This is a genomic window from Sulfuritalea sp. (genome assembly GCF_017302275.1).
In the GTDB taxonomy this organism is placed as follows: Bacteria; Pseudomonadota; Gammaproteobacteria; order Burkholderiales; family Rhodocyclaceae; genus Sulfuritalea.
In genome coordinates, this window is sequence record NZ_JAFLDR010000024.1 from 43,148 (window position 1) to 62,209 (window position 19,062).

General features: G+C 64.9%; 22 protein-coding genes and 1 riboswitch. Of the genes, 14 read left to right on the forward strand and 8 right to left on the reverse strand.

Annotated elements, in window-relative coordinates:
* Positions 1-39 precede the first annotated feature (39 nt).
* A complete protein-coding gene (locus tag J0M27_RS13700) occupies positions 40-1,251 on the reverse strand; it encodes a hypothetical protein (protein ID WP_294992638.1) in 1,212 nt (403 codons plus the stop codon).
* A gap of 152 nt (positions 1,252-1,403) precedes the next feature.
* Between J0M27_RS13700 and J0M27_RS13705 the strand changes: the two genes are divergently transcribed.
* Both J0M27_RS13705 and J0M27_RS13710 read left to right on the forward strand, forming a co-directional pair.
* The gene (locus tag J0M27_RS13705) at positions 1,404-2,309 is read left to right on the forward strand and encodes a cobalamin-binding protein (RefSeq protein ID WP_294992640.1); all 906 of its coding nucleotides are present in this window, start codon (positions 1,404-1,406) and stop codon (positions 2,307-2,309) included.
* A gap of 42 nt (positions 2,310-2,351) precedes the next feature.
* A complete protein-coding gene (locus J0M27_RS13710) occupies positions 2,352-2,765 on the forward strand; it encodes a VOC family protein (protein ID WP_294992643.1) in 414 nt (137 codons plus the stop codon).
* A 73-nt stretch (positions 2,766-2,838) separates the two neighbouring features.
* On the opposite strand, the gene J0M27_RS13715 is transcribed toward J0M27_RS13710, so the two are convergent.
* The 5 genes from J0M27_RS13715 to J0M27_RS13735 form a co-directional block, all read right to left on the reverse strand.
* A complete protein-coding gene (locus J0M27_RS13715; RefSeq protein WP_294992644.1) occupies positions 2,839-3,573 on the reverse strand; it encodes a helix-turn-helix transcriptional regulator in 735 nt (244 codons plus the stop codon).
* Positions 3,574-3,585: 12 nt separating this feature from the next.
* Positions 3,586-4,008 (reverse strand): RNA polymerase-binding protein DksA, encoded by a 423-nt coding sequence (dksA, locus tag J0M27_RS13720; protein ID WP_294992646.1) that lies wholly within the window; start codon positions 4,006-4,008, stop codon positions 3,586-3,588.
* A gap of 150 nt (positions 4,009-4,158) precedes the next feature.
* The gene (locus tag J0M27_RS13725) at positions 4,159-4,941 is read right to left on the reverse strand and encodes an ABC transporter ATP-binding protein (protein WP_294992648.1); all 783 of its coding nucleotides are present in this window, start codon (positions 4,939-4,941) and stop codon (positions 4,159-4,161) included.
* Positions 4,938-5,939, reverse strand: a complete 1,002-nt coding sequence (locus J0M27_RS13730) for an iron ABC transporter permease (protein ID WP_294992650.1) — start codon at positions 5,937-5,939, stop codon at positions 4,938-4,940. The genes J0M27_RS13725 and J0M27_RS13730 overlap by 4 nt, the downstream gene beginning before the upstream one ends.
* Positions 5,940-5,994: 55 nt before the next feature.
* Positions 5,995-7,962, reverse strand: a complete 1,968-nt coding sequence (locus J0M27_RS13735) for a TonB-dependent receptor (protein WP_294992653.1) — start codon at positions 7,960-7,962, stop codon at positions 5,995-5,997.
* Positions 7,963-8,086: 124 nt separating this feature from the next.
* Positions 8,087-8,299: riboswitch (cobalamin riboswitch) on the reverse strand.
* Between the two features lie 214 nt (positions 8,300-8,513).
* Between J0M27_RS13735 and J0M27_RS13740 the strand changes: the two genes are divergently transcribed.
* The 9 genes from J0M27_RS13740 (at position 8,514) to J0M27_RS13780 (ending at position 15,568) form a co-directional block, all read left to right on the forward strand.
* Positions 8,514-10,193, forward strand: a complete 1,680-nt coding sequence (locus tag J0M27_RS13740) for a cytochrome D1 domain-containing protein (protein WP_294992656.1) — start codon at positions 8,514-8,516, stop codon at positions 10,191-10,193.
* A gap of 93 nt (positions 10,194-10,286) precedes the next feature.
* Positions 10,287-10,877: a NapC/NirT family cytochrome c gene (locus tag J0M27_RS13745; RefSeq protein ID WP_294992659.1), complete on the forward strand. Its 591-nt coding sequence runs from the start codon at positions 10,287-10,289 to the stop codon at positions 10,875-10,877.
* Between the two features lie 61 nt (positions 10,878-10,938).
* On the forward strand, positions 10,939-11,763 hold the full coding sequence (locus J0M27_RS13750) for an ethylbenzene dehydrogenase-related protein (protein WP_294992662.1): 825 nt from the start codon (positions 10,939-10,941) through the stop codon (positions 11,761-11,763).
* A 54-nt stretch (positions 11,764-11,817) separates the two neighbouring features.
* Positions 11,818-12,108: a plastocyanin/azurin family copper-binding protein gene (locus J0M27_RS13755; RefSeq protein WP_294992666.1), complete on the forward strand. Its 291-nt coding sequence runs from the start codon at positions 11,818-11,820 to the stop codon at positions 12,106-12,108.
* Positions 12,098-12,427, forward strand: coding sequence for a cytochrome c (locus J0M27_RS13760; protein WP_294992669.1), 330 nt, complete (start codon positions 12,098-12,100; stop codon positions 12,425-12,427). The genes J0M27_RS13755 and J0M27_RS13760 overlap by 11 nt, the downstream gene beginning before the upstream one ends.
* Positions 12,424-13,599 carry a cytochrome D1 domain-containing protein gene (locus J0M27_RS13765; RefSeq protein ID WP_294992672.1) on the forward strand — a complete coding sequence of 392 codons (1,176 nt, stop codon included), beginning with the start codon at positions 12,424-12,426 and terminating at the stop codon, positions 13,597-13,599. Before J0M27_RS13760 ends, J0M27_RS13765 begins: the two co-directional genes overlap by 4 nt.
* 2 nt (positions 13,600-13,601) lie before the next feature.
* Positions 13,602-14,609: an Lrp/AsnC family transcriptional regulator gene (locus J0M27_RS13770; RefSeq protein WP_294992674.1), complete on the forward strand. Its 1,008-nt coding sequence runs from the start codon at positions 13,602-13,604 to the stop codon at positions 14,607-14,609.
* Positions 14,602-15,075, forward strand: a complete 474-nt coding sequence (locus J0M27_RS13775) for an AsnC family transcriptional regulator (RefSeq protein ID WP_294992675.1) — start codon at positions 14,602-14,604, stop codon at positions 15,073-15,075. Before J0M27_RS13770 ends, J0M27_RS13775 begins: the two co-directional genes overlap by 8 nt.
* Positions 15,068-15,568, forward strand: coding sequence for an Lrp/AsnC family transcriptional regulator (locus tag J0M27_RS13780; protein ID WP_294992677.1), 501 nt, complete (start codon positions 15,068-15,070; stop codon positions 15,566-15,568). Before J0M27_RS13775 ends, J0M27_RS13780 begins: the two co-directional genes overlap by 8 nt.
* A gap of 18 nt (positions 15,569-15,586) precedes the next feature.
* Here J0M27_RS13780 and J0M27_RS13785 read toward each other — a convergent pair whose 3' ends face one another.
* Positions 15,587-15,964, reverse strand: coding sequence for a hypothetical protein (locus J0M27_RS13785; RefSeq protein ID WP_294992680.1), 378 nt, complete (start codon positions 15,962-15,964; stop codon positions 15,587-15,589).
* 506 nt (positions 15,965-16,470) lie between these two features.
* Here J0M27_RS13785 and J0M27_RS13790 point away from each other — a divergent pair.
* Complete coding sequence (locus J0M27_RS13790) at positions 16,471-16,902, forward strand: LuxR C-terminal-related transcriptional regulator (protein WP_294992682.1); 432 nt, start codon at positions 16,471-16,473, stop codon at positions 16,900-16,902.
* Between the two features lie 147 nt (positions 16,903-17,049).
* Complete coding sequence (locus J0M27_RS13795; protein WP_294992684.1) at positions 17,050-17,469, forward strand: hemerythrin family protein; 420 nt, start codon at positions 17,050-17,052, stop codon at positions 17,467-17,469.
* Positions 17,470-17,476: 7 nt separating this feature from the next.
* Here the strand turns inward: J0M27_RS13795 and J0M27_RS13800 are convergent, their stop codons facing one another.
* A complete protein-coding gene (locus J0M27_RS13800; protein WP_294992686.1) occupies positions 17,477-18,127 on the reverse strand; it encodes a c-type cytochrome in 651 nt (216 codons plus the stop codon).
* A gap of 86 nt (positions 18,128-18,213) precedes the next feature.
* Between J0M27_RS13800 and J0M27_RS13805 the strand changes: the two genes are divergently transcribed.
* On the forward strand, positions 18,214-19,035 hold the full coding sequence (locus J0M27_RS13805; RefSeq protein WP_294992688.1) for a hypothetical protein: 822 nt from the start codon (positions 18,214-18,216) through the stop codon (positions 19,033-19,035).
* Positions 19,036-19,062 lie beyond the last annotated feature (27 nt).

Here is a 19,062-nt window from a genome sequence, read left to right on the forward strand (position 1 = left end):
TTGCGCAAAGCTGAAATCGCCTGTCGCGCCGCCATGGTTTCAGCAAAGCCAGCGCCGCAACTGCTCGTATAAGGCGGCGTTGTCGAGCAGGTCCATGTGGTTCATGCCATGGCCGATCCATCGCTGCGAAACCGGTATGTCAAGGCTGCCCCGCCTGGCCGTGCCATCGCCAAGCGCGCTTTTCAGCGGAACCAGACCGTCGCCCAGCAAGGAGTCTGCCACCTTGCCCGGCGCCTTGGCCAGCGTCGCGCCGGCAGCATGGCACAGCACGTCCGCCGGCAGCGGTACCAGGCGCGGGGCGCGGCCATGGGCGTAGCGGTTGCCATGGTCCCAGTCTTCGTCGAGGATGCTGCCGTGGCGTAGGTCGGTAATCCCGGCGCTGCGGATCTTGCCGAGGCGGGTCAGGGCAGCCGTGTAGGGGCTGACGCCGAGGATGACGTCGATCCAGTGGCCGCCACGCTCTAGCGGCGCACCGAGGTGAGGGGTGCCGAGGAAAACCATCCGGCGCAGCCGCGCAAGCCAGGCATGGCCGGCCTTGGCGCCGCTGTGGCAGGCGCTGCGCGCCACCAGGCCACCCATGCTGTGGCCGACAATCGCCAATTCCTCGATGGGAACCGGCCAGGCGGCCATCAGTGTTTCGAGCAGCCGATCCAGGTCTTGGCCGTTGCAGGAGACGTGGCGACCGCTGTTGTAGTGAAGGTACAGGGGGGTATGGCCGCACGCCTGCGCCAGCGCGCCACCGTGGTCGTGGCCGTTGCGCCGCCATTGCAGGTCGTTCATGCACAGGCCATGGACCAGCAGCAGGATCCTGCCGCGGGCGGCGGGAAATTCGCTCGCGAGGCCCGCCGCGGTCATTGCGAGTGGCCTGCCCTTGTGGCGCATCTGCATCGGAATCGCCAGCGGATTGGCGCTGGCCTCAAGATGGTCGCCGAGGACGCCATTCAGGGCGGCCAGCAGGGCTTCGCGCGCCGCGGAGGATGCTGCGGGCTGCCGGTCGAGCAGCGGGATCAACTGGCCCAGCAAGGCGTCGATGCCGCTGCCGACCAGTCGTGTCGTGCCCTGAATGGTGCGATAGACCATTCCGGTGATGCCCGTGGTCGGCGCTTTGCTGTGCCGGCCGACGGGGCCCGGGGTCCGCGAGATGTTGTGATGCATGTTTTCCACCAGGCGCGTCAGCCCGATCGTGGCATCGATCGCGAGGCGGCTGAAGCCGCGCAGGTCGGTGGGGTGAAGATGGGCCTTCTGCGTCATCGCGATCTACCTGTCGAGTTGCCGTGGCCGGGTCCGATGTGGCGGGATCCCAAGGATGAATGGTGCTCGTACGCCGCTAGAATGCACTGTCCTTCATAGTTCGATTATCCCATGCTCTTCCCGACAGGCGCGGGTGCCGACCGGCAGTCCAGATGCAGCGGATCTGCCTGATTTTCCTCTGTGCGCTGGCTTGCCTGCCGGCGCAGGCAGAGATCGCGCTCACCGATGTCGGCGGCGCGCGCATCCGGCTTGCCGCGCCGGCGCGGCGCATCGTCAGCCTGTCGCCGCACATCACGGAACTGCTGTTTGCCGCCGGCGCCGGCAGCCGCGTCGTTGGCAATGTCGAGTACGGCGACCATCCGCCCGAGGCCAGGGCGATTCCCAAGGTGGGCGCCTATTCCCGGCTCGACCTCGAAGCGATTGTCGCCTTGCGTCCGGACCTAGTGCTCGGCTGGCAGAGCGGCACCCCGCAGGCGGCGGTGGCCCGCCTGCGTGCCATGGGGCTGGCGGTCTTCATGATCGAGAGCCATCGCATTGCCGACATCCCCGGCGAACTGGAACGACTTGGCCGGCTCGCCGGCAGCGAGACAGCGGCGGGTACGGCGGCGACGGCGTTCCGCCAGCGCCATGACCGGCTGGCCCAGCGCTACAGCCAGCGGCCGACGGTCACGGTGTTCTACCAGATATGGAAGCAACCGCTGATGACGGTTAATCGCGAGCAGATGATCAGTGACGTGATACGCCTGTGCGGCGGCCGCAACGTGTTCGCCCAACTGGCGACGCTGGCGCCCACCGTCAGCGTCGAAGCGGTGATTGCCGCCAACCCGGAAGCCATCGTCGCCAGCGGCATGGATGCGGCGCGACCCGAATGGCTCGACGATTGGCGGCGCTGGCACACACTGCGGGCCGTGGCGAGCGACAACCTGTATTTCGTGGCGCCGGAGCTCATCCAGCGCCATACCCCGCGCATCCTCGACGGCGCCGAGCGGCTCTGCGAGCAACTCGAGCTGGCGCGCGGCAAGCGGGGCGCAATTTCGCGCCCGGCAACAGGCGGCTAACATAGCCGCGGACTGCCGACGGATTTCACAGGAGAGCCAACCATGCCCGCTTTCCACTATGCGTTTACGATTACCGATATCGCGCGGGCGCGGGAATTCTATGTGGGCCGGCTGGGTTGCACCGAGGGTCGCAGCACCACGCACTGGATCGATTTCGGGCTGTTCGGGCACCAGCTCTCGGGGCACCTCGGCCTGCCTGCCCGCGCCAGCGGCGAGGGCCTGGTCGATGGCCACGCGGTGCCGATTCCGCATTTCGGTGTGATCCTGCCGCTGGACGAGTTCTGGGCCTTCGCCGAACGCCTGCGTGCCCTGGGCATCCGCTTCCTGATGGAGCCGTCGGTGCGCTTCGTCGGCAAGCCGGGTGAGCAGGCGACCATGTTCTTCCTCGATCCGGACGGCAATGCGCTTGAGTTCAAGGCCTTCGTCCGGCCCGACGAGGTATTCGCCAAGCACTGAAAGTTATTTCCCCGGCAAAGCCGGAGACGGTATCCCTTGGGGACGGCGCTGGCGACACGGCCTTCGCAGCGATCTATTCCGCCGCGGTATTCCTGCGCTGCTGTTGCGCCTCGCGCCCGCGAAATGCCATGGCCATTTCGAAGGCGGCGCGGGTGAAGGTCAGGACCTCAGCGAATTCGGCATCGTTCAGCTTGCGCGCCTCGTCGTCACCACGGTAGATGTTGGCGAATTCGCGCTCGCGCGCCGACTGGATCAGCAGCTTGCCGACGCCGAGGTTTTCCAGGCTGCGCCACAGGTCGGGATTGGACGCGCGGGTGAACTTCATGACGAAGTCGATCGGATCGTTGCGACCCAGCACGGCGGCCAGGCGCAGGATCAGTTCGAAAGGCACGGCGATGCGGCCGTTCTCCCAGGCTTCGATCAGCGACGGGTCCTTGAGATTGATCGCCGCGCCGACTTCGGTGATGGTCAGGCCGGTGGCCTTGCGCAGGCGCTTGAGTGCGGCGCCCGTGCGGATCCATACGCCGGGTTCGGACAAGCCGGGCAACATGGCCTTGAGTACGTCGGCGGCGGCTTCCATCGGCTTGCTGCGGCCCAGCGCGCGTGCCACGTCGGCCGCGGTCTTCAGCGTCGATGCCGCGCCCACCGTTGCGGCACCGGCATCGAGCACCTTGCCGGCCATGTTGCGCATCTGGTCCACCAGGCCGGATTCGTTCGGCATGGCCGCCGCAGTGCCTGATGTCGGCACCTTCCGCGCCGCGGCCTTGCGGCGTGGCGTGGTGGCGGCGGCGGTGGGTTTCCCTTTCACGGCCGCACCCGGCTATTTGCCCAGGATGCGCTGCCGCGACTCGTGGCGCTCCTGCGCCTCGATCGAATACACGGTGGTCGGCCGTGCCAGCAGGCGGCGCAGGCCGATGGGATCGCCGGTTTCCTCACAGTAGCCGTAGGAGCCGTCATCGATGCGGCGCAGGGCGGCTTCGATGCGCGGCAACATCTTGCGCTCGCGGTCGCGAATGCGCAGCTCGATGGAATTCTCCTCCTCGATCGTGGCGCGATCGTTGGGGTCGGCTTCGGCTTCGCCGTCGCGCAGGTGGTCGATGGTCATCGAGGCGTTGTCGATCAGGTCCTGCCGCTGCTTGCGCAACAGGTCGCGAAAGAAGTCGAGTTGCTCTGCGTTCATGTATGCCCTGGCGGGCATGGCCAGCAGGGCTTTTTCGGAAAGTGTCTTGAGTGTGGTTGGCATGGCAGGTATCCCTGATTCTCCGTACGGTCGCGAGTGGCCGATGCCGCTACTCTATCGAAAGACTGGCGAGCCGTCAGGGGAATCTTGGACGCCTCGATTTGAAGCCAGTGTGGCGGCCATCGGCGCTGCCCCCGGCGGCCGCCGGCGACCTCAGCCGGGAACGAACCAGCGGTGGCCGTCGACGCCGATCTCGCGCAGCGGATGCCCGTAGAGCCGGGTCAGGTTGCTCGTGGTGATTGCCGTGTCGGCCGGTCCGGCCAGCCATTCGCCATCGCCGAACAACAGCAGCACCTTGCTGCAGTAGCGCGCGGCAAAGCCCGGATCGTGCAGCACGGCGACGATGGCGGCGCCGTCCCGGGCACGGCGCGCGAACAGGTCCATGACGGCTACCTGGTGCGACAGGTCAAGGTGGGTCAGTGGCTCGTCGAGCAGAAACAGCGCGGGCTGTTGTGCCAGAAGTTGCGCCACGGCCAGTCGCTGGCGTTCGCCGCCGGACAGGGTTTGCACGTCGCGCTCGGCACAGTCGGCGAGGTCGACTTCGGCCAGCGCGGCGACGGCGATGTCGCGATCGGCCGGGGATTCCCAATCCCAGCGCCCGAGGTGCGGATGGCGGCCGACCAGCGCGGTTTCCATAGCGGTGGAGGCGAAGGGGTCGGTCTGGTGTTGCGCCAGGTAGCCGCGTACCCGTGCCAGGGCGCGCGCATTGCGTCCGGCAGCGGCTGCGGGCAGGGCGTGGCCGCCGATGCCGAGCTCGCCCCGATCCTGCCGATGCAGGCCGGCCAGGGTGTTGAGCAGAGTCGATTTGCCGGAGCCGTTGCGGCCAAGGATGGCCCATGTCTCGCCGGCGTAGACCGTCCAGTCCAGGTCGCGGCAGACGGCGTGGCGGCCAATGCTGACCGACAGGGCAGCCGCACGAAGCAATGGCGAGCTCACGGCCCGCTCCCGCGCTGGCGTCCGAGCAGGAACAGGAAAAGGGGCACGCCAAGGATTGCGGTCAGTGCCCCGACCGGCAGCTGCAGCGGCGCGACGATGGTTCGCGCCAGGGTATCGGCCAGCACCAGCAGGCTGCCGCCGGTCAGTGCCGAGGCGGGCAGCAGGAGGCGCTGGTCGTTGCCCCAGCCGAGTTTGAGCATGCCCAGCCGCGCCAGGTGCGGCACCACCAGGCCGATGAAGCCGATGCTGCCCGCCGTGGTCACGGCCACCGAGGTGAACGTCGCGGCGAGGAAATACACGCCCAGCCTGACTCGCTGCACCGACACGCCGAGGGTTTGCGCCAGGGTGTCGCCGCGCGAGAGCAGGTTGAGTTCGCGCGCGAAGGGCAGGCTCACCGCCACGCCGGCGGCCAGCACCGCGAGTGCCGGCCAGGGATTGCTGGCGTGACTGGCGTCGCCCATCAGCCAGAACAGCATGCCGCGCAGCTGCGTCTCGGGTGCGATCGACATGATCAGCGCGACCACGGCGCCGCAGCCGGAAGCAACGATGACGCCGGTCAGGAGCAGGCGGCTGCGGGTCCAGCTGCTGTCGCCGTGCGCCAGACCGAACACCAGCAACATGGCGGCAAAAGCGCCGGCGAAGGCGAACAGGTTGACCAGCGCCAGGGCCAGGCCGGCCAGCATCGCCGACAGCGCGCCGACAGCGGCGCCGCCGGAAATGCCAAGCACATAAGGATCGGCCAGCGGATTTCGCAGCAGCACCTGCATCAGCGCGCCTGCCAGCGCCAGCAGGCCGCCACAGGCGAAAGCCGCGATCGCGCGCGGCAGGCGCAGGCCCTGGATCACCTCTGCTGCAAGGCCTTCGCCTCCTGTCAGCGCACGCAGCACGTCGCCGGGCGTAACCGCCATGCTGCCCGCCGCCAGCGCCACCAGCAGGCTTGCCAGTGCCAGCCCGCAGAGAGCGAGGATGACCAGCAGGGCACGGCGGCGGCTGGGCATGGATCAGCTACCCGGCAGGCACTGGTCGATCGGCAGGATGCGACTCATCGCCTGATCATAGCCTTAGCTCGGCCGAGACCATCAGGCGTCGACCCAGTTCGGGGTAGGCGCTGAAGCTGGTCGGCGCGACGGCACTGTTGGTGATGGCGTACGAGTAGTGACGCTTGTCGAACAGGTTGTCGACGGCCAGCGCCCAGGTCCAGCTTCCCATGGCATGGCTGTACTTGACATCGACCAGGCCATAGGCGGGCATCTTGCGGAACGCATTGATCTGGTCGTTGTCGTAACGCTGTTCGCCGACGTGGCGCAAGTTGCCGGTCAACTGCCGTCCCGAGCCGATGCGCCAGGTGGCATTCAGGCTCAGCATCCGCTCGGGGACCAGCGGCACGTCCTTGCCGGTCACGTCGATGCCGCCGTAGGTTCCGGAGCGGAATGTGGCGCGCATCTGGCGCAAGCTGGCGGCCAGGTCGAGCTTCGGCAACGCGCGCCAATGGCCTTCCAGCTCGATCCCGGTGCGGCGCGTCGGCGACAGGTTGGTGTTGGCACCACCGAAGAAGGGAGGCGTGCCGAATGCCGGGAAAGGGATGAAATGGATCTCGTTGTCGAGATTCGACAGGAACCACGCGGCACGCAGGCGATTCGCGCCGCCGCCGAATTCCATGCCGACTTCGCTGTCGCGCGACTCCTGTGGCAGCAGTGGCGCCGCCAGGCCAACGTTCTCGTCCACCGTGGCGAGGCGGAAACTCGATCCGGTTCGGCCATATGCACTAAGCTGCGCTGTCAGTTCCTGGCGCAGGCCGAGTTCCCAGGCGTCCAGCCTGGTGGTGCGCCTCACCGCCGCCGTCCCGTCCAGCGAACGTTGCCAGCGCACGCCGCCGGTCAGCAACGTCCCGGGCAGCACGCGCAGGCGCTCTTGAGCGTACAGCGCATCGCTGTCCTGGCTGGCGATGGTCAGGCCGCCGAAGTTGTTGGTCTGCCGGTAGTTCCAGCGCGCGTTGTCCCAGCCCACCACCAGTTCACCGGCGCCGCCGGGACCAGCGTGCGGCAGGCGCAGGCGGGGTGTGAAGCTGACGCGCTGCGTCGCGGTTTCCGAGAGAAAGGCGAAGGCGACGAAGTCTGAACGGACCTGGCGATTGCGCACATCGAGTTCCGCGGAAAACTCGTTGTTGCCGAAGCTGAAGCGGCCACCGATGCCGGCATGCCAGGTGTCGGTTTCGGCATGGTCGTTGGGATTGGTGGCGGCACGCGGCGCGCTGGCGAGTTGTGCTTCGGTGCGTGCGCCGGGGAGGCCGAGCGCCTGCCGGCCGGTGCCGAACTTCAGGTTCAGTTCGCTGCCGGCGCCGCGATAGCGCAGCGCGCCTTCGACGTTTTTTTCGTTGACGTGGTTGTTCTGGCGGTAGTTGTCCGATGCATGCCGGTTGGCGCTGAGCATCACGCCGACCGGACCGACATTGAATTCGAGGTTGGCGCGCAGGGCGGCCGTATCGTAGGTCCCGTAGCTGGCGCCAAGTGCAAAGGCCTTTCCTTCGGCACCCGGTGCACGGGTGACGATGTTGACGGTGCCACCGGTGGCGCCGCTACCGTAGAGGACGGCGCCGGTGCCGCGCAGGATTTCGATGCGCTCGATGGCATTGAGGGGGATGGCGGTGAGGCGGGCCGTGGCGAGCTCGTTTTCGCTGATGCGCTGGCCGTCGAGCAGGATCAGCGTGTTCTGGTCGCCGGTGATTCCGAACCCGCGCAGGTCGACCTGCCAGTTCGGGTCGCCCGCGTTGTTGCGGACATGCATGCCGCCGAGCTTGACCAGGACTTCGGGAATGGTCGTGGCCGACGAGCGCGCGATGTCGGCCGCCGAGATGACGGAAACGCCAGCAGCTACTTGTTCGGCACCGGCGCCGAACCGGTTGCCGGATACGAGCACGGCGGCTTCATCGGCAGCCAAGGCCGGCAGAGCCGCAATGACTGCGGCAGTTGGCAGGAAGCAGCGGAACACGCGACGTGTCGCGCGGATTTTCTGGATGGACATGAGACTCCCTTCGTGGCCAGCGTCCCCGCAGGCCAATACATTGCATCAACGAAAACGCGAAGGGAAAAAGGAACGGAGCGGCCGAATGGGGACGGCGGCTGACGCACACTGCTTCCCCGCAGCGCATTCAACGAATGTCCCTGGCCGGTCTCCGGGCTTGAAAGTCTTGGTCCGTCGCCTTCCCGGGCCTGGCCCAGTGGCAGAGTGACGAACCCGCACTTCCTTACCGTTGCGGGGGCAGCGCCGGAATCGAGCCTTGTTGTTCAGGCTCCCACCGGCTTCCCGTTTCACCCATTCACCAAAAACGTGTTTGGGCACCACGAACGACATAAAGTGTAGCAAACTAGCGCCCGTAGGGGGGCGGGTCGCGTTCAGCAATAATTCCACGTTCCGGATTTCTGGCCGTGCGCGTCAAGTCCGTATCAGGTCGCAACTTGATGCCGGTCAAGGTTTTCGGGTATGTTGCGGCGCAATCTTTCACCATTGCGCCGGGGAGGTTTTTGCGGGGCGCTGAATCGAGTCACCAACAAATCACTCACAAGGAGAGAAGGATGAAGCGTAAGTCACTGGGGATGTTTGCTGTTTCCGCGATGGTTGGGGCCATGGGCAGTGCGTTTGCCCAGGAAGGCGCTCCGGCGATGACGGCGGCCGAAAAGGCGCAGGGCGCCAAGATCTACTTCGAGCGTTGCGCAGGCTGTCATGGCGTGCTGCGCAAGGGCGCCACGGGCAAGAACCTCGAGCCGGCCTGGAAGAAGACCGACAAGGATGGCAAGGTCAGCGAGGGCGGCACGCTCAAGCTCGGAACCACGCGCCTTGAAAAGGTCATCGCCTTCGGTACCGACGGCGGCATGGTGAACTACGACGACATCCTGACCAAGGATGAAATCAACCTGATGGCCCGCTACATCCAGAACACCCCGGATGTGCCGCCCGAGTTCAGCCTCAAGGACATGAAGGACTCGTGGAAGCTGATCGTGCCGGTCAAGGATCGCCCGACCAAGCAGATGAACAAGATCAACCTGAGCAACGTCTTCGCCACCACCCTGCGTGACACCGGCGAACTGGCGCTGATCGACGGCGACACCAAGCAGATCTGGCACATCCTGAAGACGGGCTATGCCGTGCATATCTCCCGCATGTCCGCGTCGGGTCGCTATGTCTATACCGTGGGCCGCGACGGACTGGTAACGATGATCGACCTGTGGTTCGAGAAGCCGACGACGGTTGCCTCGATCCGCCTGGGTTCCGATGCCCGTTCCGTGGATGTATCGAAGTTCAAGGGCTACGAGGACAAGTATCTGGTCGGTGGTGGCTACTGGCCGCCCCAGTACTCGATCATGGACGGCGGCACGCTCGAGCCGTTGAAGATCGTTTCGACCCGTGGCGCCACGGTTGACGGCGAGTATCACCCCGAGCCGCGCGTGGCCTCCATCGTCGCGTCGCACATCAAGCCGGAGTGGGTTGTCAACGTCAAGGAAACCGGCATGATCAAGCTGGTTGACTACTCGGACATCAACAACCTCAAGGAAACCACGATCAACTCCGCCAAGTTCCTGCATGACGGCGGTTGGGATTACACCAAGCGTTACTTCCTGGTGGCGGCCAACGCCTCCCACAAGGTTGCCGCGGTTGATACCAAGACCGGCAAGCTGGCTGCGCTGGTTGACACCAAGAAGATCCCCCACCCGGGTCGTGGCGCCAACTTCATCCATCCGCAGTTCGGTCCCGTCTGGGCAACCGGTCACCTGGGCGATGCCGTGATCACCCTGATCTCGACCCCGACCGACGATCCCAAGTACGCAAAGTACAAGCAGCACAACTGGAAGGTCGTCCAGGAGTTGAAGACCGCCGGCGCGGGCAACCTGTTCGTCAAGACGCATCCGAAATCCTCGCACCTGTGGGCTGACATGCCGATGAACCCCGAGCGTGAGAATGCCGAGGTGAACTACGTGTATGACATCAAGGATCTTTCCAAGCCGCCGGTCAGGATCGATGTGGCCAAGGATTCCGGCCTGCCGGTGACCAAGGCGCTGCGTCGCGCGGTGCATCAGGAGTACAGCAAGGATGGTTCCGAAGTCTGGATCTCGCTGTGGGGCGGCAAGACCGACCAGTCCGCCATCGTCGTGTATGACGACAAGACCTTGAAGCTCAAGAAGGTGATCACCGATCCGAAGATGATCACCCCGACCGGCAAGTTCAACGTCTACAACACCATGAAGGACATCTTCTAAGCGATCGAAACTTGATCGGCAGCAAGGATAAGGGGGCGTAAGCCCCCTTATCATGTAGGCCTTTAGAAACCACTGGCGCATAGGGGAAGTTTCATGGCTGACAATGAGAAATCGGGGCTCCTGGCAATGCTGCGGCGGCCGAGCGCAAAATATTCGCTGCTAAGCCTTCTGGTCGTGGGCTTTTTCTCCGGCATTTTCTTCTGGGGCGGCTTCAACACCGCGATGGAAGCCACCAATACCCTGGAGTTCTGCATCGGCTGCCACGAGATGCGTGACAACGTCTATGTGGAGTACAAAAAGACCATCCACTACGCCAATCGCACCGGCGTGCGCGCCGTGTGTTCCGATTGCCACGTGCCCAAGGACTGGACGCACAAGATGATCCGCAAGATCCAGGCGAGCAAGGAACTCTGGGGAAAGATGACCGGGATAATCGACACGCCGGAGAAGTTCGCGGCGCACAGGTTGCAGATGGCCGAGAGCGAGTGGGCGCGAATGAAGGGTAACGATTCGCGCGAATGCCGAAATTGCCACAGTTTCGACGCCATGGATGTCGAGAAGCAGAAGCTGCGCGGTTCCAAGATGCACAAGATCGGCGTTGCCGAGAAGAAGACCTGCATCGACTGCCACAAGGGTATCGCCCATACCAAGCCCAAGGGCATGAAGGAAGACGAGGAAGAGTGAGTCAACGTCCTGACCGGAGCCCGCGTTATATTTCGTACCTATCGTTCGAGAGGAGCATCAAATGAGCAAGTCCATCGTCCAAATCGCCGTCGCCGGTGTCCTTCTGGCTCTTGGTACCCAGGCGGCGATCGCCGCCCCCGACTGGAGCAAGGTGCCCAAGCGCGACATTCAGGTCTTCCATCCCGGCGTCACGGCCATGGAGTGGATCGTCAAGAAGTCCGACCATAGCGGCACCGCGGGCCTGCGTAAGGGCGAGAGCTGCGTCGGCTGCCACGAGGAGAAGGGCAACCTGAACTTCAACATGAAGCGCATGGCCGACAAGGAACTTGAGCCGAAGGCTGCGCCCAAGACCATGAACTTCCCGGTCAGCGTGCAGGCTGCCTCGGATGCCGCCAATCTCTACATCCGCTTGAGCTTCAAGGCGCCCGCTGGCGGCGCGGACAAGGGCGACAAGGACAATGAGGTCAAGGCGACGCTGCTCTTCGGCGACGCCAAGGTGCCGCAGGGCGCACAGGTTGGCTGCTGGGCCACCTGCCACACCGACGCGCGCACCATGCCCGGCGCCGACGAGAAAAAGACCAAGTACACCAAGGAAGGCGCCTACGAACTGATCCAGTGGGCCAGCAAGGGCAACAAGGTATCCGACGGCAGCGTCACCACCGAGCGCAAGATGAGCGGCGGCTCGACCGGCGCCAAGGTCGAGGGCGGCAAGAGCGGCGATGGCTACACGCTGACTTTCACGCGCAAGAATCCGGGCGAAGGCAAGACCGTGCCTTTCGGTTTCGCCATCCATGCCGACCATGCCAGCGGCCGCTTCCATCATGTTTCGATGGGCTACACGCTGGGTATCGGCGCCGACGGCGACATCAAGGTCACCAAGCAGTAAGTACCCGTTCCCGCCGTGAGCGGCAATGGTTCGTTGCTGAAAAGAGTGCCGGTCTTGCTGGCACTCTTTTCCATTTGTGCCGCCGCACAGCAGACGGTGACCGTCAGCATGGCCGAGTACAAGTACGTGCCGGCCGAAGTGCGCATCAAGGCGGGGGACACGGTGAAGTGGGTCAATAACGAACGGCGCACCAGCCATTCGGTACTGTTCCCGGCGGAGAACAGCCTCGAGTCGACGCGCATGTTTCCCGGCGAAAGCTGGGAGCGTCGCTTTCCGGTTCCCGGCCGCTACGAATACACCTGCGGACCGCATCCTGAAATGATGGGCGTGATCCATGTCGAATAGCGGTATTGCCGGGCGCGTGGTTGCCGCGCTGCTCCTTGCCTGCGCAATGCCGGCGGCGGCCGAGCCCGCGCCGGCACGGCAAAAAGAACTGATCCACATGGTGCGCCAGGATTGCGGCTCCTGCCACGGCCTGACCCTGCAGGGTGGTCTGGGACCGGCACTGCTGCCGCAGACACTGGCCGACAAGCCGGCGGAAGGCCTCGTGGCGACCATCGTTCATGGCCGCCCCGGCACCGCGATGCCGCCCTGGCATCGTTTCCTCGCCGAAGAGGAAGCGCAGTGGATCGTCACGCGCCTGATGGAGGGCTTTCCCAAATGAGGGTCGCCGTGCGCCTGCTCTGGCTGATGGCTGCGGCGCTGCTGCTGGCGGCCTGCGCCGGTGCAGCTTTGCGCGGCACCGGCGACCTCGGCCTGGTCATCGAACGCGCCAGCGGCCATGTCACGCTGGTGAACACCTCGTCCCGTTCCGCGTACGCGCGCATCGGTGGGCTCGGCGACCTGTCGCACGCCTCGGTGGTGTATTCGCGCGACGCGCGTTATGCCTACGTCTTCGGCCGTGACGGCGGGCTCTCCAAGATCGACCTGCTCGAAGCGCGCTTGGTCAAGCGCGTGATCCAGTCGGGCAACGCCATCGGCGGCTCGATCTCCCAGGATGGGCGCATCGTCGTGGCGCAGAACTACACGCCGGGTGGCATCAAGGCCTTCGACGCCGAGACTCTCGAACTGCTGGCCGAGGTGCCGGCCGAATATGCGCCGGGCCAGTTTTCCAAGGTCGTCGGCCTGGCCGACGTGCCGGGCAACAAGTTCGCCTATGCCTTGTTCGACGGTGGCGAAATCCGCGTCACCGATTTTTCCGATCCGAAGCGCCCGACGACCCAACGTTATCCCGCCGGCCGTCAGCCCTATGACGGTCTGGTGACGCCCGACGGCCGCCACTACCTTGCCGGCTTGTTCGGCGAGGACGGTGTCGCCCTGCTCGACCTCTGGCAGCCGGAAAAAGGTTCGCGGCGCATCCTCGACAAGTACGGCAAGGGCGAGGAAAAACTGCCGGTGTTCAAGATGCCGCACCTTCGTGGCTGGTCGGTGGCTGCCGGGCGTGCCTGGCTGCCGGCGATCGGGCGCAACGAGGTGCTGGTGGTCGATGCCTCGACCTGGAAGGAAACCGCGCGCGTCGCGGTCAAGGGCCAACCGGTGTTCGTCATGGCGAGCCCGGACGGCCGCCAGGTCTGGGTTAACTTCGCCTTCCCCGACAACGGCTGGGTGCAGGTGATCGACACGCTCAGCGGTCAGGTGGTGCAGACCCTGCAACCGGGCAAGGCCGTGCTGCACATGGAATTCACCCCGCGCGGCGAGGCCGTCTGGATTTCCGCGCGCGACGACAATCGCGTGCTGATCTACGACACACGCAATTACCGCGAACTCGGCAGCCTGCCGGCCGAGGCGCCCTCCGGCATCTTCTTCACCAGTCGCGCCGCACGCATCGGGTTTTGATCATGGACTGCCCATACACGCCGCTCGAATACGCGCTGCTCAACAACTGGCAGCGTGACTTTCCTATCGTCACCCATCCGTTTGCCGAGGTCGGGCTGAAAGTCGGCGCCGACGAGACGGCGATTCTCGCCACCCTGCAACGCCTGCGGGAGCGCGGCGCCATCAGCCGCGTCGGCGCCGTGTTCGCACCGCGCCGCATAGGCGCCTCGACCCTGGCGGCGCTGGCCGCGCCAGCGCAGCAGATCGAGGAGATCGCCGCGCTGGTCAGCGCCCGACCGGAAATCAATCACAACTACCAGCGCGAGCATCGCTACAATCTCTGGTTCGTCGCCACCGCCGCTGACCAGGCGGCGCTGGACGCCGTGCTCACGGCGATCGAACTTGACACCGGCTGTCCGGTGATCGCTTTGCCGCTGGAGAACGAATTCCACATCGACCTCGGCTTCGACCTCGCTTCGGGCCACAAGTCCGTTGCACCGGTCGCCAGCGTTTCGGCACGCCAGCCGGATAACGAGGAAAAGCGCCTGATTGCGGCGCTGCAGCCCGGGCTGGAGATCATGCCGCGGCCCTTCCGCCAGCTCGGCGAAACCCTGTACATGGAGGAGGACGAGGTGCTGGCGCGCATCTCCGGCATGATCCAGGAGGGCATGATCAAACGCTTCGGGGTCGTCGTGCGCCACCACGAGCTGGGCTATCGATCCAACGCCATGGTGGTGTTTGACCTGGCCGACGATATCGTCGATGGCATTGGTGCGCGACTGGCCGCCGAACCGGGCGTCACGCTCTGCTATCGGCGCCGGCGCAGCCTGCCGGACTGGCCCTACAACCTCTATTGCATGGTGCATGGCCGTTCGCGCGCGGAGGCGCAGCCCGTGATCGATCGCCTCGCCTTCATTGCCGGCGCGCCGGCGACGACGTTGTTCTCGACGCGGCGTTTCAAGCAATGCGGCGCGCGCTATTTTTCCGACTCCGTGGCGAATCGTCGCCTGGTCGAGCCCGACAATGCCTGATCGTGCCGGCGCGGCGGCGGGTCTTGACGCCACCGATCGCCGCATCATCAACGCCCTGCAGGGGGATTTTCCGCTGGTGGCGGAGCCTTTTCGCGAGGTTGCCGACGCGTTGGGCCTGAGCGAAGCGGAACTGCTGCAACGGATCGATGCGATGCTCGAACGCAAGGTGCTGACGCGCTTCGGGCCCATGTTCCAGATCGAGCGCGCCGGCGGCGCCTTTGTCCTGGCGGCGATGAAGGTGCCAGAGGCGGAGTTCGATCGTGTCGCGGCGCAGGTGAATGCCTTCCCCGAAGTGGCGCATAACTACCGCCGCGACCATGCGCTCAACATGTGGTTCGTGCTCGCCACGGCGACCCCGGAGGGCATCGCAGCGGCCGTGGACGCAATCGAGGCCGCAACCGGCCTGCCGGTATTTCCCTTCCCCAAGGAACGCGAATACTTCGTCGAGATGAAACTCCATGCCTGAAACCGCGGTCAAGCCCGAACTCGACGCGCTCGACCGGCGCCTGATCGTTGCCACGCAGGGCGGCCTGCCGCGCGTCTCGCGGCCCTTCGATGTCGTTGGCAACGAACTAGGCATCGCAGGCGGCGAGGTCATCGTCCGCTTGCGGCGCATGGTGGAAACCGGCGTGATCCGCCGCATCGGTGCCGTGCCCAACCACTACGCCATCGGCTACACCGCCAACGGGATGTCGGTGTGGGATGTCGACGATGCACGCATCGACGAGCTTGGGGCGCTGGTCGGCGCGCTGGGTTTCGTCACCCACTGCTACCGGCGTCCGCGCCGCTTGCCGGACTGGCCCTACAACCTGTTCGCCATGGTGCATTCGCAGGGTCGAGAGGAAGTCGCCGCAAGCGTCGCCGAGATTGCCGTGCTCCTTGGCGATGCCTGCCGCGCACATGACGTCCTCTACAGCACCGCGATACTCAAGAAGACCGGCCTGCGCATCACCGGCTGAATCCGGCCAGCGGCAGGTTCAGGCGTGTTCCTCGACGGCGAGCCAGTGCCGGGCATCGCCGAGGCTGGAGGACACCGCGGTGGGGCAGGCGGGAATCCCCTGGGCCTTGTAGTGCATCACCAGTGCGACGACCTCTGGACACGTGGCAATGATGGCCTTCCTGATCCGCGGATTGGAGATCCCCGCCGCCAGGTCGATAGCCCAGAGACGGTCCACCTCGGACGGGGTGGCATCGCAGCCGGTGATGCGCGTGAAATCGGCGACTACGCAGCGGATGAGGTCGAAGCGGACATCGCTTTGATAGTCGATGGTGGCGTTGCGGATGTCGTCGAAGGAAATCCGGCCGGAAAAGGTGAGCGCAAAGCCGCGCGGTTCCCAAGCTAGCTCGTAGCTCATTGCGGTTGCTCTGCCCCCTTGCGACCAGAGAAGCGGCGCACGCTACCTGGCGGTCGGCGGCAAGTCATCACCCCATGGGGTGATGGCATTCGCGTTGCCAAGACGGATAGTTGAACTGCGCTCCTTTGTTAAGGGACATTCGCTCACATGGGTATCAGTCCTACCGGTCACGCCGAGATCGACCAGCAGCATCTGATCCTCGAAAGCATAGTGGAGGAACCGGCGCGCTTCTGCGCCTAAGTCTGCATCGCCCCGGATGCCTCGTGTGATCAATGCCACGTGTCAATGCGAAAGTGCAGCGGTCGACGCTGGCGTCGATCACCGGCGATTTGCGGGGGCTCCTCGTCGGCCATGCGACCTACGAGGAACGCATGATGGGACTGTAGCCACGGACTGCAAGCTGCCGCACCCACGCCAATGGCCACAATGCTGCCCATAACGGCATCGCGAGGCAACTGAAGCGGATTTCACAACAGATAGACAAGGAGTGCCCAAAGGCGCTCGCCGTGCAGTTGGAGGAAACCGCCACGGAATGGATTGGCAATCATGGTGTCCGTTTCGACATCAAGCTGGTCAAGCAGCTGGATCGCCGCGAGAAGCGCGAGATCGACTACGACGGCGAACTGGTGGCCATCCTCGACGAGTACCTATTCCACAATCGGCCCGTCGGCAAGAAGCCGTCGCCGATAGCGACCCGGGCGCGGGACAGGAAAAAGCTGGAGATCCGGGGAGGTTTCGAATCTCTGTCGCCGGCGCAGCGGGAGGTCTTCTGGCGGGTGGTCAAGGGCAGCAAGAACGCCGAAATCGCCAGTCAGCTTGGCATTTCGATCAATACGGTGAAGACCCATCGCGCGGCGGTCTTCCAGAAGATGGAAGTCAGTTCCGTACTCGACCTGGTGAAAAAGACCGATGTTCTGCGTGACACCCTGCGCACATGAGGGAGCGGCGGTCCGGCCGTCGAATGGGGCCGGCGTGGATGGTATCGTTGACGGCGATCATGGGTGGCGGTCGGACCGGGAACCTTCAACGGGTCATCGTCGAGGCAGGCCCCCGCCGCATGGCCGAAATTGCCAACGGAGAACCCGATGCCCTTAGTCTGGCGCGACGCCTTAAGTACTGGATACCGACAGATCGATAGCGATCATCGACACCTGTTCGACCTGATCAATATCGTGGAAGTCGCCCTGACGAGCGAGCATGCGCTGAGCAAGTTGCTGAACGCGATCGATGACCTCGCTGCCTATACCCGGCAGCATTTCACGTTCGAAGAGCGCCTGATGCTCGATGCCAAGTATGCCAATTTCGCCAGGCACAAGGAGGCACATCTGACGCTGATCGAACAACTGAAGCAAGTGGCAAAGCCGATCCAGGAGCTAGCCCACGGCGAAGCACACACCACGCTCGCCGTGCCGGAAGAAGCCCGCGATGCCATGGTCGGCCTGCTGCGCCACTGGCTGGTGGACCACATCATCAAGGAAGACATGCAGCTGAAATCGGTGCTGTAGCAGCGGGCTATTTCTGGTCCTGCAGGGTGGTGATATAGGCCAGGATGTCCTGCAGGTCGTCTTCCTTCAGCTTGTCGAGCAGGCCGCCCACCGCTTCCTCGTCGTGTGGCCGTTCGCCTTTGATGTATTTCTCCATCTGCCGCTTGAGGTAGCTGGTGTACTGCCCGACCAGCATCGGGAACATGCCCCGCCCCAGGCCGGTCTTGCCGTGGCAGGTGACGCATTGCTTCTGGTAGAGCGCCTCACCGTTGGCAAGGTTGCCAGGCACGCGCGGAATGATCATGACGCGCTCGGTCAGCGTAAGGCGGGTCAGGGCGTCATCCGTGGCCTTGAACACCGGCCATTGGGTAGGCAACTCGATGGATGCCAGGTAGGCCGAGACGTCCCTGATGTCCTCGTCGGGCAGTTCCCGCTCCTGGGTGTAGGGATACATCGGAATATTCACGCGCGTACGGGCACGGAAAGCGCGAAGCTGCGCTTCGAGGTACTTCGCACCCTGGCCCGCGAGGCGCGGATACTCGCCTCGCGACCCGCCTTGACCCAAGTCACCATGGCAGCCGGCGCAGGTGGTATTGATTTCCTTGCCCTTCTCCAGATTCTGCGCGTGGGCAAACCCGCCCACGGTCAGCGCAAAAAGGAATAGCAGACAGCGCAGCATCGTGTTCCATCCATAGCGTGTTGATGCGACCGATTGTCGCAGACCAATGGCGCACTTTTCCTTGATCTGTGTCGGATAATCTGCGCATGCCAGCATTTCCGGTCGCCGACGGCGCCGCCAACCTCTACCTTGACCAGCGCCGCAGCATCCTGTTGCGCTGGTGGCTGTTGCTGGCAGCGGCAATTGCCGTATCGTCAGCGCCGACTTTGCTCGGACTGGCCCTTCCGCTGCCACCCATGCTGGCAGTGCTGGCGGCGCTGGCGGGATTCAACGCCTGGCTGCAGTGGCGATCGCCGCAGGCGTCGGTTCCGGCCGGCGAACTGTTCGGGCAACTCTGCGTCGATCTGGCGGCGCTGACGGTGCTGCTCTACCTTTCCGGCGGCGCCGCCAATCCGTTGATCTCGCTGTTGTTGATCCCGGTTGCGGTGGCCGCGCTGTCGCTGCCGGGACGGCTGACGGCGCTGGTGACGGTGCTGGCCGTGTTGGCCTACTCGCTGCTGACCGGGTTCTACCTGCCGCTGGCGATCGACGACGTCGCCCGCGCCGCGCGCCTGCACCTGGCCGGAATGTGGCTGACCTTCGTGGTCTCGGCGGCGATGATCGCCTGGTTCGTCGCGCGCATGACCGCCTCGATCCGCGAACGCGACCGCGATCTCGCCGCCGCGCGCGAGCAGGCCCTGCGCGACGAACGCGTGGTGGCCCTGGGCGCGCTGGCCGCTGGCGCCGCGCATGAACTGGGCACGCCGCTGGCGACCATCGCCGTGCTGGTCGGCGAACTCGAGCGCGAGCCTTCGCTCGATGGCGAAGCGCGGGCCGACCTGGCCCTGGTACGCGAGCAGGTCGCCTTGTGCAAGGGCATCATCATAAGCATAGGTAGCCATCAGCAGCGCCCCGGCTCTTGGGAGTAGTTCGTAACATTCCAGCGCTTTTTCCAG